Annotated in this window: 16 protein-coding genes; 2 read left to right on the forward strand and 14 right to left on the reverse strand. The window is 71.4% G+C overall.

The genetic code is table 11. From position 1 onward, the window contains the following. Nucleotides 1-293: 293 nt before the first annotated feature. Nucleotides 294-2,975, forward strand: a complete 2,682-nt coding sequence (locus G545_RS0107620; protein WP_027069863.1) for a TonB-dependent receptor — start codon at nt 294-296, stop codon at nt 2,973-2,975. Between the two features lie 54 nt (nt 2,976-3,029). On the opposite strand, the gene G545_RS0107625 is transcribed toward G545_RS0107620, so the two are convergent. The 9 genes from G545_RS0107625 to wrbA form a co-directional block, all read right to left on the reverse strand. Continuing rightward, complete coding sequence (locus G545_RS0107625; protein WP_407059635.1) at nt 3,030-3,665, reverse strand: bifunctional 4-hydroxy-2-oxoglutarate aldolase/2-dehydro-3-deoxy-phosphogluconate aldolase; 636 nt, start codon at nt 3,663-3,665, stop codon at nt 3,030-3,032. Between the two features lie 35 nt (nt 3,666-3,700). Then, complete coding sequence (gene glk, locus G545_RS0107630) at nt 3,701-4,663, reverse strand: glucokinase (protein ID WP_027069865.1); 963 nt, start codon at nt 4,661-4,663, stop codon at nt 3,701-3,703. After that, nucleotides 4,651-6,489 carry a phosphogluconate dehydratase gene (gene edd / locus G545_RS0107635; protein ID WP_036138861.1) on the reverse strand — a complete coding sequence of 613 codons (1,839 nt, stop codon included), beginning with the start codon at nt 6,487-6,489 and terminating at the stop codon, nt 4,651-4,653. The genes glk and edd overlap by 13 nt, the downstream gene beginning before the upstream one ends. Next, nucleotides 6,489-7,187, reverse strand: a complete 699-nt coding sequence (pgl, locus tag G545_RS0107640; protein ID WP_043711514.1) for a 6-phosphogluconolactonase — start codon at nt 7,185-7,187, stop codon at nt 6,489-6,491. Before pgl ends, edd begins: the two co-directional genes overlap by 1 nt. 10 nt (nt 7,188-7,197) lie before the next feature. Further along, on the reverse strand, nt 7,198-8,661 hold the full coding sequence (gene zwf, locus G545_RS0107645; RefSeq protein WP_027069868.1) for a glucose-6-phosphate dehydrogenase: 1,464 nt from the start codon (nt 8,659-8,661) through the stop codon (nt 7,198-7,200). Nucleotides 8,662-8,757: 96 nt separating this feature from the next. Continuing rightward, nucleotides 8,758-9,750, reverse strand: coding sequence for a glutathione S-transferase family protein (locus tag G545_RS0107650; protein ID WP_027069869.1), 993 nt, complete (start codon nt 9,748-9,750; stop codon nt 8,758-8,760). Between the two features lie 77 nt (nt 9,751-9,827). Continuing rightward, nucleotides 9,828-10,505 carry a hypothetical protein gene (locus tag G545_RS14035; RefSeq protein ID WP_052106774.1) on the reverse strand — a complete coding sequence of 226 codons (678 nt, stop codon included), beginning with the start codon at nt 10,503-10,505 and terminating at the stop codon, nt 9,828-9,830. A gap of 131 nt (nt 10,506-10,636) precedes the next feature. Then, complete coding sequence (ribA, locus tag G545_RS0107660; RefSeq protein ID WP_081677784.1) at nt 10,637-11,347, reverse strand: GTP cyclohydrolase II; 711 nt, start codon at nt 11,345-11,347, stop codon at nt 10,637-10,639. A 53-nt stretch (nt 11,348-11,400) separates the two neighbouring features. Beyond that, complete coding sequence (gene wrbA, locus G545_RS0107665; protein ID WP_027069871.1) at nt 11,401-12,000, reverse strand: NAD(P)H:quinone oxidoreductase; 600 nt, start codon at nt 11,998-12,000, stop codon at nt 11,401-11,403. A 266-nt stretch (nt 12,001-12,266) separates the two neighbouring features. Here wrbA and G545_RS0107670 point away from each other — a divergent pair, with 266 nt between their 5' ends. Beyond that, nucleotides 12,267-12,821, forward strand: a complete 555-nt coding sequence (locus G545_RS0107670; RefSeq protein ID WP_027069872.1) for an OmpO family porin — start codon at nt 12,267-12,269, stop codon at nt 12,819-12,821. Nucleotides 12,822-12,926: 105 nt separating this feature from the next. Here G545_RS0107670 and G545_RS0107675 read toward each other — a convergent pair whose 3' ends face one another. The 5 genes from G545_RS0107675 to G545_RS0107695 form a co-directional block, all read right to left on the reverse strand. Then, the gene (locus G545_RS0107675; protein ID WP_027069873.1) at nt 12,927-13,961 is read right to left on the reverse strand and encodes an NAD(P)H-dependent glycerol-3-phosphate dehydrogenase; all 1,035 of its coding nucleotides are present in this window, start codon (nt 13,959-13,961) and stop codon (nt 12,927-12,929) included. 22 nt (nt 13,962-13,983) lie between these two features. Beyond that, nucleotides 13,984-14,532 (reverse strand): protein-export chaperone SecB, encoded by a 549-nt coding sequence (gene secB / locus G545_RS0107680; RefSeq protein WP_027069874.1) that lies wholly within the window; start codon nt 14,530-14,532, stop codon nt 13,984-13,986. Between the two features lie 100 nt (nt 14,533-14,632). Then, entirely contained in the window at nt 14,633-15,070 is a 438-nt protein-coding gene (locus G545_RS0107685; RefSeq protein WP_027069875.1) for a rhodanese-like domain-containing protein, read from the reverse strand. A 78-nt stretch (nt 15,071-15,148) separates the two neighbouring features. After that, nucleotides 15,149-15,595 carry a hypothetical protein gene (locus G545_RS0107690; protein WP_231553201.1) on the reverse strand — a complete coding sequence of 149 codons (447 nt, stop codon included), beginning with the start codon at nt 15,593-15,595 and terminating at the stop codon, nt 15,149-15,151. A gap of 31 nt (nt 15,596-15,626) precedes the next feature. After that, on the reverse strand, nt 15,627-16,103 hold the full coding sequence (locus tag G545_RS0107695) for a YiiD C-terminal domain-containing protein (protein WP_036137260.1): 477 nt from the start codon (nt 16,101-16,103) through the stop codon (nt 15,627-15,629). Nucleotides 16,104-16,144: the final 41 nt, after the last annotated feature.

Genomic DNA, 16,144 nt, shown 5'->3' on the forward strand with positions numbered 1-16,144 from the left:
TAGAATCCAGCCTCGAGCTTGAACCCTGCCACCCTTGCAAGGTCAAGGGCGCCGCACCACCAACGCCGCGCAGCCGCCCGTCCCGCCCTTCCGGCCCACGGGAATGTTGCGCTGAATGCGCGATCCCGCCCCGGCGTCGCCATGAATACGTTTTCAGCGCCGCTTCCACCGGCGCGGCTCCCCCTACCATCGATGCGCCGGGACGTTCAGGGGGGACGTGCCCGAACCAATCGACCCGGGCCGATGCGTGGCCTGCCGCACTACCGGGCACGACCCGGACCAGGAGGGGGGATATGCCGAACCACCAACGCAACCTGCTGAGCACCGCGCTCGCCACCGGCCTGCTGATGCTCGCCGCCGGGGCGCAAGCCGCGCCGCAGGATACGGCCACGCAGCCGGCGGGCACTCCCGCCGCCGATGCCACCGAACTCGACGCCGTCGTGGTCACCGGCATCCGCCGCGGCATCGAGGACGCCATCGACACCAAGCGCGAGTCGACCTCGATCGTGGAGGCGATCTCCGCCGAGGACATCGGCAAGCTGCCGGACATGTCGATCGCCGACTCGCTCGCGCGCCTGCCCGGCCTTACCGCGCAACGCTTCGGCAACCGCCCGCAGGAGATCAACATCCGCGGCTTCGCCGGCGACTTCTCCACCACCCTGCTCAACGGCCGCGAGCAGGTGAGCCTGGGCAACAACCGCGGCGTGGAGTTCGACCAGTACCCGTCCGAGTTGGTCAACCAGGTGCTGGTCTACAAGACCCCCGACGCAGCGCTGGTCGGCCAGGGCCTGTCGGGCACGGTGGACCTGCGCACGGTCCGGCCGCTTTCGTTCGCCGAGCGGGTCACCGCGGTCAACCTGCGCGCGGACATGAACCGCCTCGGCGACGAGGACGAGTGGGGCGGCCGCGGCAGCATCTCCTACATCGACCAGTTCGCCGACGACACCGTGGGCGTGGCGGTGGGCTTCGCACGCATGGACAACCCGACCCAGGGACGGCAGTTCGAGTCCTGGGGCTACGACAACGGCGTGCTCGGCGGCGCCAACCTGCACGCGATCCACGGCACCAACGAGCGCGACGGCCTGATGGGCGTGCTGGAGTGGCGGCCGAGCGACGCCTACCACTCGACCCTGGACGTCTTCTACTCCTCCTTCGACAAGGAAGAGCGCAAGCACGGCCTGCAGATGGGGCTGGTCTGGGGCAACGGCTCCAACCTGGTCGGCGGCGCCACCAACGACACCGGCACCATGGTGGAGGCGCACTGGGAGGACGTGAAGCCGATCGTCGCCCGCAGCGACTACAACGCCGCCGATGACCGGCTGTTCGCCCTGGGCTGGAACCAGGAGCTCAGGCTCAACCAGGACTGGACGGTGACTGCGGACATCGGCCACTCCTCGGCGACCCGCGACGAGCGCATCCTCGAGGTGTACGCCGGGCTGCCCGATGGCGGCCGCGACACCGTCGACCTGGTCTACAACCCCGAGGGCTTCTTCGACTTCACCCTGGGCCAGGACTACAGCGATCCCAGCCAGCTGCGCATGTTCGACCCGGGTGGCTGGGGCGTGGACCGCGCCCAGGCCGGCTACCTGAAGGACTTCGAGGTCACGGACGAGCTCACCTCGCTCCGCCTGGGCCTGACCCGCAGCTTCGAGCAGGGCGTGCTGAGCGCGTTGCACTTCGGCGCCAACCTGACCGACCGCGCCAAGAGCCGCGCCTCCTCCGAGGCGACGTTGTGCGCCACCGCCGCCTGCGTCGACAACGTGGAGATGGCGATCCCGGAGCAGTACGTCCTGGGCAACGACTTCGGCCACTTCGGGCTGCCTGGCGTGATCGCCCTGGATGCCCTGGGCATGCTCGAGGGCGGCGTGTTCCAGCTGTGGCACAAGGACCACGGCGACATCGACAACAAGAACTGGCGTGTCAACGAGGAGGTCGCGACCTTCTACGTGCAGGCCGACCTGGACGCGATGCTGGGCAGCGTGCCGGTGCGCGGCAACGTCGGGGTGCAGGTCGTCGACGCCGAGCAGGACTCCACCGGCGTGGCGACCTTCCAGGGCGTGGCGCTGGAGGCGGCCGCCACCCGGGGCGGCAGCACCACCGAGGTACTGCCGAGCCTGAACCTGTCCTTCGAACTGCCGGCCGACCAGGTACTGCGCTTCGGCGCCGCGCGGCAGATGGCCCGGCCGCGCATGGACGACCTGCGCGCCAACGCCGCCTACGGCTTCGACTCGCAGCGCGGGATCCTCTCCGGCAGCGGCGGCAACCCGGAACTGGACCCGTGGCTGGCCGACGCGTTCGACCTGTCCTACGAGAAGTACTTCGGCGGCCGGGGCTATGTCAGCGCCGCGTACTTCCACAAGGACCTGAAGACCTACATCTACAGCCAGACCACGGCCTTCGACTTCCGCCAGCTGCCGCTGGGCCCGCTTCCGCCCGGCCTGCCGGACGGCTGGTGGGAAGGCGAGTACACCCAGCCGGTGAACGGCGAGGGCGGCACCCTCGAAGGCTACGAGCTTGCGCTGTCGGTACCCCTGGAACTGCTGTGGGCGCCGCTGGAAGGCTTCGGCATCGTTGGCAGCTACTCGGAGACCGACAGCGAGATCGAGCCGCTGGGCCCGGGCAGCAACGAGCCGCTCCCGGGACTGTCGCGCTACGTCTCCAACGTCACCGCCTACTACGAGCGCCATGGCTTCTCGGCGCGCGTGGCGCACCGCAAGCGCTCGCGCTTCCTCGGCGAGGTGCAGGGTGCGGGCGGCGACCGGACCAAGGTGTACTTCGACGGCGAGGCGGTGACCGACGTGCAGCTGGGCTACACCTTCCAGTCCGGGCCGCTGGAGAACCTCTCGCTGCTGCTGCAGGTCAACAACCTGGAGAACGAGCCCTACCGCACCATCCACGACGGGCTCAGCGAGCGGCCGCACCAGTACTTCGAGTTCGGCCGGACCTACCTGGCGGGGATCAGCTACCGGTTCTGACAGGGGCGCCGGCCGGGCATCCCGGCCGCACCGGACTCACCAGGCGCCGGGGAGCTACCGCTTCCCGGCGCTTTCGCGTGCGAGTGCCCGGATGCGGTCCCAGTCGCCCGTGGCGACGGCCTCGGGCGGCACCATCCACGAACCGCCCACCGTGGCCACGTTGCCCAGTGCCAACCAGGCCGGTGCGGTGGCGGCGGTGATGCCGCCCGTGGGGCAGAAGCGCGCGTGCGGGAACGGGCCCGCGAAGGATTGCAGCGCCGCGATGCCGCCGGAGGCTTCGGCGGGGAAGAACTTGAAGCGTCGGTGGCCGTGCTCCAGCCCGAGCATCAGCTCGCTGGCGGTGGCGATGCCGGGAATCCACGGGATCGACGTGTCCTCGGCGGCCCGGTAGAGCGCGGCCGTGGCTCCGGGCGAAATCGCGAAGCGGGCACCGGCGGCCTCCACCGCACGCAGGTGGTCGGCGTCGAGCACCGTCCCCGCGCCGACGATCGCGCCCTCCACCTCGCCCGCGATCCGCGTGATCGACTCCAGCGCCGCGTCGGTGCGCAGGGTCACTTCCAGCACCGGCAGGCCACCCTCCACCAGCGCACGCGCCAGGGGAACCGCGTCCTCCACGCGTTCGATCGACAGCACCGGCAGGACCGGCGCACGCGACAGCACGGCGTCGACGCGGGCGGCGCGGGTTTCCAGCAGTCGCGGATCGACGTGGTCCATGGCAACAAGGCTCAACGTACCGGGTCGCGGAGGGCGACCGCCGCGCCCAGCAGCCCCGGGTTGGGATGGGTGACCACCCGGATGGAAACAGACTCCAGGTAGGCCGCGAAGCGCCCCTTGGCGAGGAAGCGCTCGCGGAAGGCGCTCGCTTTCAGGAACGGGATGAAGCGCGGGACGATGCCACCGGCGATCATCACCGTGCGTGCGCCGTGGACCAGTGCGATGTCGCCGGCGACGCTGCCCAGGATCGCGCAGAAGCGCGCCAGCGCGCGGCGCGAGGCCACGTCGTGGCCGTCCAGCGCCGCGCCGACCACCTCGGCGGGGTGCCGCGGCTCGCGCACCTGGCCGCTGGCATCGGCGCCGCGCAGCACCGCATCGATGCAGGCCAGCCCGCTGCCCGACAGCACCCGCTCGTACGAGGTGCGGCCGTGGCGAGAGTCCATCCAGCGCGCGATCGCCTGCTCCTCGGCGCCAAGCGGTGCGAAGGTCACGTGGCCGCCTTCCGTCTCCACCGCGGTCCACCGGCCCTGGCCACCGACCAGCAACGCGACGCCGAAGCCGGTGCCGGGACCCAGCACGCTGACCGGGCCGGCGAGCGGGTCCGCGGCGGGCCCGTGCAGCGTGACCTGTTCCTCCGGCGATAGTGCCGGCGCGGCGAGGGCGACCGCACCGAAGTCGTTGAGCAGCCGCAGTTCCTCCAGCCCCAGCGCGGCCTTCAACTCGCCGCGGCTGAAGGACCAGGCGCGGTTGGTCAGGCGGATCTCGTCGCCGCCCACCGGGCAGGCCAGCGCGATGCAGGCCCGCCGCGGCGTGGCGCCGACTCCGGCCAGGTAGTGCTCGGCGGCGTGCTGCAGGCTGGCGAAGTCGGCGTTGCGCAGCGAACGCGGCTCCAGCAGCTCCGGCCGCGGCGAGGCAGGGTCGGTCAGCGCGAAGCGCGCGTTGGTCCCCCCTACGTCGGCGATCAGTGCGTGCATGGTCGGTCGGCCTCGTCGAACAGACTACAGGCCCCCTGCTCGGCGGTCCCGGCGCTGCGGCGCATCAGTCCGAACAGCTCGCGGCCCATGCCCCATTGCCCGCCGGCCGTGGGCGGCGGGGCCGGCTCGCGCGAATCCCACTCGGCGGCGTCCACGCGAGCCTCCAGCACGCCCGCACCGGCATCGACGTGCACCAGGTCGCCGTCGCGTAGCCGCGCGACCGGGCCACCGTCCGCCGATTCCGGGGTGAGGTGGATCGCCGCCAGCACCTTGCCGGACGCCCCCGACATGCGGCCGTCGGTCAGCAGCGCGACCCGCTGGCCGCGGTCCTGCAGCAGTCCGAGCGTGGGCGTGAGCCTGTGCAGCTCGGGCATGCCGTTGGCGCGCGGTCCCTGCCCCCGCACCACGGCGACGAAATCGCCTTCCAGCAGCCCGCCCGCGAACGCCTCCAGTACCGCCTCCTGGGAATCGAACACGCGGGCCGGGGCGGTGATCACGCGATGCTCCGGTGCCACCGCCGAAACCTTCACCACCGCGCGCCCCAGGTTGCCGTCCAACCGGCGCAGGCCGCCCTCGCTGTCGAACGGTTCCGCGACGCCGCGCAGCACCGTGTCGTCCAGCGACCGTGCGGGCGGCTCGCGCCAGCGCAGCGCCAGGTCGTCCAGCCAGGGCTCCATCGCCTGCTGGCGAAGGTCGCCGCCATGCACGCAGGCGATGTCCGGGTGCAACAGCCCGGCGCCGAGCAGCTCGCGGATCGCGAACCCAAGCCCCCCGGCGGCCTGGAAGTGGTTCACGTCGGCACTGCCGTTGGGATAGATCCGCGCCAGCAGCGGGGTGACGCGCGACAGCGCGTCCAGGTCGTCCCAGTCGACCACCAGCCCCGCGGCCCGCGCGATCGCCACCAGGTGGATGGCGTGGTTAGTCGAGCCACCGGTCGCGGCGAGTCCGACCATCGCGTTGACGATCGCCTTCTCGTCGACCGTGCGGCCCAGCGGGCGCCAGTCGTCACCCAATGCGGTGATGCGCAGTGCCTGCTCGGCGGCCGCTACGGTAAGCGCGTCGCGCAGCGGCGTACCCGGGTGGACGAAGGCGGCGCCCGGCAGGTGCAGGCCCATCACCTCCATCAGCATCTGGTTCGAGTTGGCGGTGCCGTAGAAGGTGCAGGTGCCCGGCCCGTGATAGCTCCGGGCCTCCACTTCCAGCAGCTCCTCGCGGCTGGCGCGGCCCTCGGCGTGGCGCTGGCGGACCGCGGCCTTTTCGCGGTTGGGGATGCCCGAGGGCATCGGCCCGGCGGGCACGAACAGCACCGGCAGGTGGCCGAAACTGAGTGCGCCGATCAGCAGCCCCGGCACGATCTTGTCGCAGACGCCCAGCATCAGCGCGGCGTCGAACATGTCGTGGCTCAGCGCGACCGCCGTGGCCAACGCGATGGTGTCGCGCGAGAACAGGCTCAGCTCCATGCCCGCCCGGCCCTGGGTGACGCCATCGCACATGGCGGGCACCCCGCCGGCGACCTGGGCACTGCCGCCGGCGTTGCGTGCGGCCATGCGGATCAGGGCCGGGTACTGCTCCAGCGGCTGGTGCGCGGAGAGCATGTCGTTGTAGGCGGTGACGATGCCGAGGTTGCCGGCGCGCCCGGCGCGCAGCGCCGGCTTGTCGGTGCCGGCGGCGGCGAAGCCGTGGGCAAGATTGCCGCAGGACAGCCGCATCCGCGCCGGCCCCTGGTCGCGCGCGGCGTCGATGCGTTGCAGGTAGCGGGCGCGCGTTGCACGACTGCGCTCGGCAATGCGGGCGGTGACGCGTTCGACGGTGGGGTGCAGGGCCATCACGGGCACCAGTGCAACCGGACCTGCGTGCCCGGGGCGTGGAGGATCCCAGCCACCGGACGCCGCAGCGGGTCCGGGTCGGCGATCGCCGTCTCCAGCACGTCACGCTTCTCCACGCCGGTAATCACCAGGTGCAGCGCGCGGGTACGCAGCAGCCGGCGCACGCCCAGGCTGATGCGCGGGAACGGGGCTTCCGGCGGCAGCGGGTCCGGGTCGATGCGGCAGGCATCCAGCGCCGGGTCGAAGCCGCGGGCCAGGCGCGCGGCGCCGGGGAACAGCGAGGCCGTATGGCCGTCGATTCCCATTCCGAGCACCACCGCGTCGAAGCGCCGCCGCAGTCCGGAAAGCAGGTCGCGGGCGTGCCGTTCGGACGCGTCGCAGTCGCCGCCGGGGACCGTCAGCGCCTCGACCCGGATGCCGTCGGCCGCGGCGAACGCCGCCTGCAAGCCGCGCAGGTTGCTCGCCTCGTGCCCGTGGGGCACGCAGCGCTCGTCGGTCGGCATCACCGTCACCCGGCTCCAGTCCAGTGCCGCGCGCGCCAGCCGCTCGTACACCGGCCACGGGGTGCGCCCGCCGGCGAGCGCGAGGACGGCCCGGCCGTCGCGTGCGAACCCGTCGGCACAGGACCGCGCCAGCTCGCCGGAGAGCGCCTCGGCCAGGCTGCCGGTGTCGGGGTACTCGTGCAGGGTCCAGCCCATGGTGTCCTCCTCATTCGCGCCAGGCGTGGCCGTGGCGCTCGGCCAGGGTGACCGCGCGGGCCGGGCCCCAGGTCCCCGCCTGGTAGCCGCGCGGCGCCATCTGGTGGGCGTTCCAGCCATCGCGGATCCCGTCCACCCAGGCCCAGGCGGCCTCGGTCTCGTCACGGCGCACGAACAGCGTGCCGTTGCCCTCCAGCGCATCCAGGTACAGGCGCTCGTAGGCGGGCCGCCGCCGCAGGTCGCCGAACTCGGCCTGCATGTCCAGGTCCAGCGCGACCGGAGACAGCCGCAGCCCCTGCCGGTCCAGCCCGGGCGTCTTGGTCATCATCCGCAGCTCGATGTGCTCCTGCGGCTGCAGCCCGATCACCAGCGTGTTGGGCTGCAGCCGCGCGCCGCCGTGGTCGAAGATCGAGTGCGGGACGTCGCGGAACTGCACGTGGATCTCGGTGCAGCGGCGCGGCATCCGCTTGCCGGTGCGCAGGTAGAACGGCACGCCCTTCCAGCGCCAGTTGTCGACCTGGGCGCGCAGGGCGACGAAGGTCTCGGTCCCGCTGTCGCGGCCGAGCTCGTCGCGGTAGCCCGGGACGGCGACCCCGTCGACGGCGCCGGCCAGGTACTGTCCGGCGACGGTTTCGGCGGCCACCTCGGCCGCGCCGATTGGCCGCAGCGAATGCAGCACCTTCAGCTTCTCGTTGCGTACCGCGGCCGGTTCGAAGCGCGAGGGCGGCTCCGAGGCGAACAGGCACAGCAGCTGCAGCAAGTGGTTCTGCAGCATGTCCCGCATCGCGCCGGATCCGTCGTAGTAGTCCCCGCGCCCCTCCACGCCCACGGTCTCGGCGACGCTGATCTGCACCTGCTCGATGTGCCGCGCGTTCCACAGCGGTTCGAACAGCGCGTTCCCGAAGCGCAGGGCGATCAGGTTCTGCACCCCTTCTTTGCCCAGGTAGTGGTCGACCCGGAACACGCGTTCCTCGTCGAAGAAGCGGCCGACGTCGTCGTTGATCGCCACCGCGCTGGCCAGGTCGTGGCCCAGCGGCTTCTCCAGCATCACCCGGGTGCCCTCGCCGGCCAGGCCGTGTGCCCCGAGGGCGGCGCATACCGGCGCGTACCAGCCCGGGGCGGTGCTCAGGTGGTACAGGACGTCGCCACCCGCGCGCATGCGCGCCACCACGCCGCCGAGGCGGGCCAGGCCCTCGGGGTCGTCCAGCGCGGCCGGGTGGTAGTCGATGCGCTCCAGCAGCGCGGCCAGCACGCCGGCGTCCTGCTCGCCCGCGGGCACATGGCGCTCGATCGCCTTCGCGACCAGCGCCCGGTAGGCCATGGTGTCCTGGCCGGTGCGGGCGGTGCCGAGGATCCGCAGCCGCGGCGGCAGCAGCCCGTCGCGCTGCAGTCCGTACAGCGAAGGCAACAGCATGCGCTGCGCCAGGTCCCCGGTCGCGCCAAAGATCGTCAGCAGGGAAGCGGCCTCGGCCATTGCGTGCTCCATCGCGGGACACGCAGCGTAGCCGCCACCCCCGGGCCACGGCGGGTGCATACGTTTTCACGCGCGGCGCGGCCGCGGCGGGGGGTTTCAGCCCGCGCTGGCGGGCAGGTGTCCGCGTCCTGGTGGCGCGTCGAGGTCCTGCACCGGCCCGACCGGGACGATGCGGTTCGGGTTGATCGTCGGATGGCTGCGGTAGTAGTGCTGCTTGATGTGGTCGAAGTCGACCGTGCCGGCGACGCCGGGCCACTGGTACAGCTCGCGAAGGTAGCCGGACAGGTTCGGGTAGTCGGCGATGCGCCGCAGGTTGCACTTGAAGTGGCCGTGGTAGACCGGATCGAAGCGCACCAGGGTGGTGAACAGCCGCCAGTCCGCCTCGGTGAGGCGTTCGCCGAGCAGGTAGCGGCGGGTCCGCAGCCGTTCGTCCAGCCCGTCGAGGGCGTCGAACAGCTGCGTTACCTCGCGCTCGTAGACCTCCTGCGCGGTGGCGAAGCCCGCCTTGTACACGCCGTTGTTGATCGTGTCGTAGACGTGCGCGTTGACCTCGTCGATCCGCTCCAGCAGGTCCGCCGGCGCGTAGTCGCCTTCCGCAGCGCCCACGCCGTCGAAGGCAGAGTTGAGCATGCGGATGATGTCGGCCGACTCGTTGCTGACGATGGTGCCGCGCTCGCGGTCCCACAGCACCGGCACCGTCACCCGGCCGCTGTAGCCCGGATCGGCCCGCAGGTAGACCTGGTAGAGGTACTCGCTGCTGCCCAGCGGATCACCGGTGACGCCCGGGCCGGGCTCGAAGGTCCAGCCGTTCTCCGCCATGTACGGGTTGACCACGGCGACGTCGATCATCCCCGCCAGCCCCTTGAGCTGGCGGAAGATCAGCGTGCGGTGCGCCCAGGGACAGGCCAGGGAAACGTAGAGCAGGTACCGGCCCGGCTCGGCCTTGAATCCGTCGCCGCCGGTCGGCCCCGCGCTCCCGTCGGCGGTCACCCAGTTGCGGAACTGCGACCGGCTGCGGACGAACTTCCCGCCCGTGCTGTCGGTGTCGTACCACTGGTCGACCCAGCGACCGTCGATCAACAAGCCCATCTCCGCCTCCTCGTGCCCTGCCGGGGGTGCCGCGGCCGCGGCACCCCTGCAGGCCATCCTTGCACGCGGGGCGTGTGTCAGCCGTGGGCGACGGGGAGCTCGGACTCCAGCGCCTCGCGCTCGACCTGCGCGGCCCGGGCATGGCGCAGGCCACGGCGGCGGCGCTGGACATAGCCCGCGCTGCCGACCAGCACCAGGCTGTAGCCCAGCAGTTCGGTGCATTCCTCGATCGCGTTCTTGACCACGCGGGCGGCGTCCAGGTCGATGAACTGGCCCCAGATGTCGCCCATGCCGAACAGGCGCGAGAACACCAGCACGACCGCCATGCCAACCGCAAGCGTCGACGCCTGCCGGGTCAGCACGAAGCGGCGGGTGGACGCGATCGCGTCGGCGCGATTCCGCCAGGCCCAGGTGAGCGCGGATACCGCGATCACGGTCACCAGCACCTGCCACAGGCCGTCGAAGACCAGGTCCAGCATCGCGTCGAGCTCGCGCACCAGCATGCAGCCCAGGAAGGCGGCGGCCAGCACGGCGAAGCCGCGGTCTTCCGGGCTCACGCGGGCCAAACGGACGAAACCGAGGATGGCGCTGGCCAGGAACAGCTCGGCAACCACTTCGACCAGGGACCACTCACCAACCTGGTTGCCCAGCCAAAGCGTGTCGAGATGGAAAAGGACGACCGGCAGCGCCGCGAGGATGGCAATGCCGGTCCAGCGCCCGAACAGGGCGCCAATGACTCGAAGATCCTGCTTCATTTCTTGGTTCTGAATGGGGGAAGGATTGCGTCTTAACGCAATCCTCACATTGTGAATGAACCCTCATTCAGTGGATGAACAGGCGGTGACCATGCGCCCCGGCTGTCACGGGTCCGAAACGGCCGGGTGGATCAGCCCGCGTCCGGGTCCAGCAGGTGTCCCAGCTTGCTGCGCTTGGTGTCCAGGTAGCCCTGGTTGGCCGGGTTCCGCCCCACCCGGATCGGCAGCCGCTCCGCCACCGGCACGCCGGCGGCCTGCAGTGCGTCGACCTTGCGCGGGTTGTTGGTCATCAGTCGCACCGCCTGCACGCCCAGCCGGGCCAGCATCGGCGCGACCAGCTCGTAGCTGCGCAGGTCGGGGGCGAAGCCCAGCGCCTGGTTGGCCTGCACGGTGTCGGCGCCATCGTCCTGCAGGTGGTAGGCGCGGATCTTGTTCAGCAGCCCGATGCCACGGCCCTCCTGGCGCATGTACAGGATGACCCCGCGCCCCTCCGCCGCGATCCGCTCCATCGCCGCCTCCAGCTGCGCGCCGCAGTCGCAGCGGCGGCTGCCGAAGGCGTCGCCGGTCAGGCATTCGGAGTGCACCCGGGCCAGCACCGGACCGGACCCCGCCAGGTCACCCAGCGCGAGGGCGACGTGCTCCTGCCCGTTGCGCAGGTCGACGAACCCGTGCAGCCGGAACGCTCCCCAGCGCGTGGGCAGGTCGCAGGAATCGACCAGCCGTACCCATTCCGCCGGGCTCCCCTCGCCGGCCACCCGCACCTCGCCCCCGAGCTCCTGGTGGGCGAGCGTGGTGGCGGCGACGTTGCGCGCAGTGTCGGGGGCGGGCTTCGGGTCGGGCATGGAGGATCCTGGAAAGTCGCGGCGACGGGCCGCGACCGCCTATTGTGCCCCGCTTACGGGAACAGCCGGTTTGCGATGTCGGCGATGTGCCGGCCCTGGAACCGCGCGCCATCCAGGTCGATCTTCGACGGCTGGCGCGAACCGTCGCCGCCGGCGATCGTCGTCGCCCCGTACGGGCTGCCGCCGACGATCTCGTCCATCGTCATCTGCGGCGCGTAGCTGTAGGGCAGGCCGACCGTGACCAGGCCGAAGTGCAGCAGGTTGGTCAGGATCGAGAACAGCGTCGCTTCCTGGCCGCCGTGCTGGGTGTTGGTGGAGGTGAAGGCACCGCCGACCTTGCCGTTCAGTGCGCCACTCGCCCACAGGCCGCCGCACTGGTCGAGGAAGCTGGCCATCTGCGAGGACATCCGGCCGAAGCGGGTACCGGTGCCGACGATGATCGCGTCGTACCCGGCGAGTTCCTCGACCCTCGCGATCGGGGCCGCCTGCTCGAGCTTGAACCCGGACTTGCGGGCGACCTCCTCGGGCACGAGTTCGGGAACACGGCGGATGTCGACCTGGGCGCCGGTTTCGCGGGCGCCCTCGGCGACCGCTTCGGCCATCTGTTCGATGTGCCCGTAGGCGGAGTAGTACAGGACGAGGACCTTGGCCACGGCGGGCTCCTTTGCGTTGGGGGATGTCGGGAATGTAAGGGCGCCCGGGCGGAGTACCCGGTATACGGCCGGGACGGAGCGTTTCGGTGGCGCCGGCATGGCTTGAAGCTGAACAGGGGATGTCGGCCGGCGGCGACCCGGCCGCCGCGATTCAGGGTTGATTGGGCACCTGCCCGGATACTCGCCGGGGCTGGCGGCCTCCCCCGATTCGCCGCCTCCGTGGCATGGATCGCCAGCACCGGATCATCAAAAGAGGGAAAACCCCGATGAAGAAGTCCCTGTTCGCCCTGTCCCTGCTTGCCGCGCTGCCGTTCGCCGCTTCGGCTGCCGACGGCGTGTCCTACAACTACGTCGAGGCCGGCTACGCCGCCACCGATGTGGACGGTGCCGACGCCGACGGCTGGGCCATCCGCGGCTCCGGCGCGATCGCCCCCAATTTCCACCTGTTCGGCGATTTCTCCAACCAGGAAATCGACGGCACCAGCATCGATTTCGACCAGTGGCGCGCCGGCGTGGGCTACAACCACACCATCTCGCCCCGTGCCGACCTGCTGACCCGCGTGGCCTACGAGAAGTTCGACGCCGGCAGCGGCTTCGACGTCGACGGCTGGAGCGTCGAGGCGGGCGTGCGCGGCAACCTGGCGCCGCAGTTCGAGGGCTACGCCCTGGCCGGTTACGAGGACGGTGACCAGTACGACGGCGACTTCTACGGCCGCCTGGGTGCGCTGGTGAAGTTCAACCCGACCTGGGGCCTGAGCGGCGACGTGAAGTTCGTCGACGGCGACACCCAGTGGTTCATCGGTCCGCGCATCACGTTCTGACCGACGCGTTCCGCGACGCATCTCTCTCTCCCCCCCGAATGGGTCGCGAAAAAAGGCCCCGGCATTGCCGGGGCCTTTCCTTTTCCGGGGTGCGGTGGACGGGGCTCAGCCCAGCAACGGATCGACGTACTCCGCCTTCTGCTCCCGCGCCATCAGCTGCGCCAGGCCCTCGACCGGGGTCAGGCCGCCGTGCAGCACCGAGTGCACGGCCTCGGAGATCGGCAACTCCACGCCGTGGCGCTTCGCCAGCCGCATCACCTCGTCGGCGGTCTGCAGCGACTCGACCACCTGGCCGATCTCGCGGACCGCCTCCTCGATGCCCTGCCCGCGCCCCAGCGCCAGGCCCAGCCGCCGGTTGCGCGACAGGTCGCCGGTGCAGGTGAGCACCAGGTCGCCCATCCCCGCCAGGCCCATCAGGGTCTCGGGACGGCCACCCAGCGCGCGGTTGAGCCGCAGCATCTCGTTGAGGCCGCGGGTCACCAGGCCGGCGCGCGCATTGAGGCCCAGCTCCATGCCGTCGGCGACGCCGGTGGCGACCGCCAGCACGTTCTTCATCGCACCGCCCAGTTCGGCACCGAGCATGTCGTTGCCGGTATAGGCGCGGAACGCCGGCCCGTGCAGCGCGTCGGCCACCAACTGGGCGAAGTCCGCCTGCTCGGAGTGCACGGTCACCGCCGTCGGCAGGCCGGCCGCCACCTCGCGAGCGAAGGAGGGACCAGTGACCACCGCGAGCGGGACCTGCGGCCCAAGCACCTCGGCCGCGACCTCGTGCAGGAAGCGCCCGCTGCCCGGCTCGAAGCCCTTGCTCGCCCAGGCCACGCCGGCGCCTTCAGGCCGGTGCGGCGCCAACGCGCGCAGGGTGTCGGCGAACGCGTGCGAAGGCGTTACCACGAGCACCAGCCCGGCCCCGGCCATCGAGGCGGCCAGGTCGGTGGTGGCAAGCAGCCGCTCCGGCAGCGCGATGCCCGGCAGGTAGCGCGGATTCTCCTTGCCGCCATCGATGGCCGCGATCACGTCCGCGTCCCGGCCCCACAGCGTGGTGGGATGCCCATGGCGGGCGATCAGCGCGGCCAGGGCGGTGCCCCAGGATCCCGCGCCCAGCACCGCCACCGGCAGGCGGCCGGTGCCGCCGTCGGTCATACCCATGCCGCCGCGGTCCGGATCAGGCGTTGCCCTGGGGCTCGGCGTCGCCGAGGTTGCCCTGGTTGCCCGCCTGCGCCTGCTGCTGGGCCGCGCGCTGGCGGACGCCCTCGGCGTACAGCGCCTCGAAGTTGATCGGCTGCATCAGGAACGGGGTGAAGCCACCGGACTCGACCAGGTTGCTGGTCAGCTGGCGCGCGTACGGGAACAGGATGTTCGGGCAATGCACGCCGAGCATCACGTCCAGCTGCTGCGCCTCGAACCCGGCCAGGGTGAACACGCCGGCCTGCTTGATCTCGACCAGGTACGCGGTCTTGTCCTCGACGGTGCAGGTCAGGTTGATGCCGAGCACCACCTCGAAGGTGTCCTCGCCGATGCGCTGCGCGTTCTGCGACAGGTTCATCTGCAGCTGCGGCTGGCCCTGCGAGGTGAAGATCCCCGGGGAGCCGGGCGACTCGAAGGAGACGTCCTTGGCGTAGATCTTCTCGACGCGGAAGGACGGGCCGGTGGCGGCCTGGTTGGTGGCGGCGGCGGCGCCGGCGGCTGCGCCGTTGGCGTTCTCTTCGGACATTGCGGTGACTCCAGCGTGAAGGCGGAAAGAGGCCGATTATGGCACGCCCCCGCCTGCGCTCCCCACCGCTCCGGAGGCGCCCGGGTTCAGCTGCGGCCGTTCAGCCGCGGCCCTTCACCAGCGGCAGGTCGGCCTGGCGCCAGGCCTGGATCCCGCCCTCGAGCACGTACACGCGCTCGAAGCCCGCCTTCACCAGCCGGCGCGCGGCACTGTTGGCGCTCATGCCGGTGCGGCACACGACCACGACGGGCAGCGCCTTGGCCTTCGCCAGCAACTTGCTCTCCGGATCGAACTGGCTGGGCTGCACCGACTTGCTGCCGGCGATGTGGCCCGCCTGGTAGTCGTTGATCGGCGACAGGTCCACCACCAGCGCGTCCTCGCGGTTGACCAGCGCGGACAGTTCCCCCGGGCGCAGGCCCTTGTAGCCGCGGAACAGCCGGCTGACCTCGACCCATACGATCGCGGCGGTGAGGCCCGCCAGGGCGATGGACAGCAGGAGGTTTCGGCTGGCGAAGGCCAGCAGTTCTTCAAGGCTCACGGGCAGGACTCATGGCAGCGGGACCGGCGGCGCCGGGGTGGCGATTGTCGCCCACGCCCTCCTGCGGGTGCAAAAGCTTCAGCGGCCCGACCACAGGTCCGGCAGGTCGCTGGTCAGCCACCAGGTGCCCGCCTGCTCATCCCAGCGCCACTGCTCGCGGTAGGCGACCTCGCGCTCGGCCATCGTGTGGCGGTTGATGACGCCGATCCGCACCTCGCGGGCCGCGAGCCCGGCGTCCAGGTCGGTGCTGGCGCCGGTGCTGCGATAGGACGAGACCTGTACCTGCTCGTAGCGCGCCATTTCCATTTCGCTCAGCGGCCTGGCGGCACGCACCTCGGGATCCACCAGGTTGCGGGCGCCGGCGAAGTCGCCCCAGCGGATCGCACCGGACCAGGCGTACTGGGCGCGCTCCAGTGCGTCGCGGGCGGAACTGCCCGAGGCGCAGGCGCCGAGCGCGAGCACGCAGGCAAGGAGCAGGAACTGGAGCAGGCGCATCGGGGCAGCGCCCGTCGGGAGCTGGCGCATCGTGCCATCCGGAACGGTCGGGGGCACCATGCTAGCCGGCGTGGCCGGCTCCGGCGACCGGCCGGGCGATGGCCACGTAGTGGCCGCTGAAGTCGGTGGCGAGGCGCCCGTCGGGAAGCGGCACCCGGGCCACCAGCTCGATCCGCGCACGGCCGCGGGTGCGCAGCTGGTCGGCGAAGCCGCTCCAGTCGGCCCCCTCCGCCGCCGATGCGGTCACGCGCAGGTCGTCGTACAGCGGGGCCAGGTAGCGGAGGTGGCTGTCGGCGACATAGATGTCCGCCTCCAGCCCGGCGGCCTCCAGCTCCAGCCACACCAGTCCCCAGCCCGCCAGGGTCATCAGCGAGGCGAGGCTGCCGCCGAAGGCGCAACCCTTGTCGTTGACGTGACGGTCGAGCGGGGCGCGCAGGGTGAGGCGGTGCCCGGCGTAGCCCTCGATCGACAAGCCCATCACCGCCACCGGCGGCATGGAATCGTAGTGCTGCTGCAGGAGTTCAAGCGCGCTCGCCATGGGAGTTCCGGCCACTCGGGTGCAGGGGTGGATGGGTCATG

It is taken from the genome of Lysobacter defluvii IMMIB APB-9 = DSM 18482, assembly GCF_000423325.1.
GTDB lineage: Bacteria > Pseudomonadota > Gammaproteobacteria > Xanthomonadales > Xanthomonadaceae > Novilysobacter > Novilysobacter defluvii.

Coding starts and splice junctions, on each gene's coding strand:
- G545_RS0107650 (WP_027069869.1), bottom strand. CDS start 9,750: ATGGGCTTGTTGATCGACGGTCGCTGGGTCGACCAGTGGTACGACACC.
- G545_RS0107695 (WP_036137260.1), bottom strand. CDS start 16,103: ATGGCGAGCGCGCTTGAACTCCTGCAGCAGCACTACGATTCCATGCCG.
- G545_RS0107675 (WP_027069873.1), bottom strand. CDS start 13,961: ATGACCGACGGCGGCACCGGCCGCCTGCCGGTGGCGGTGCTGGGCGCG.
- G545_RS0107620 (WP_027069863.1), top strand. CDS start 294: ATGCCGAACCACCAACGCAACCTGCTGAGCACCGCGCTCGCCACCGGC.
- zwf (WP_027069868.1), bottom strand. CDS start 8,661: ATGGCCGAGGCCGCTTCCCTGCTGACGATCTTTGGCGCGACCGGGGAC.
- G545_RS14035 (WP_052106774.1), bottom strand. CDS start 10,505: ATGAAGCAGGATCTTCGAGTCATTGGCGCCCTGTTCGGGCGCTGGACC.
- edd (WP_036138861.1), bottom strand. CDS start 6,489: ATGGCCCTGCACCCCACCGTCGAACGCGTCACCGCCCGCATTGCCGAG.
- secB (WP_027069874.1), bottom strand. CDS start 14,532: ATGTCCGAAGAGAACGCCAACGGCGCAGCCGCCGGCGCCGCCGCCGCC.
- G545_RS0107670 (WP_027069872.1), top strand. CDS start 12,267: ATGAAGAAGTCCCTGTTCGCCCTGTCCCTGCTTGCCGCGCTGCCGTTC.
- glk (WP_027069865.1), bottom strand. CDS start 4,663: ATGCACGCACTGATCGCCGACGTAGGGGGGACCAACGCGCGCTTCGCG.
- pgl (WP_043711514.1), bottom strand. CDS start 7,187: ATGGGCTGGACCCTGCACGAGTACCCCGACACCGGCAGCCTGGCCGAG.
- ribA (WP_081677784.1), bottom strand. CDS start 11,347: ATGCCCGACCCGAAGCCCGCCCCCGACACTGCGCGCAACGTCGCCGCC.
- G545_RS0107690 (WP_231553201.1), bottom strand. CDS start 15,595: ATGCGCCAGCTCCCGACGGGCGCTGCCCCGATGCGCCTGCTCCAGTTC.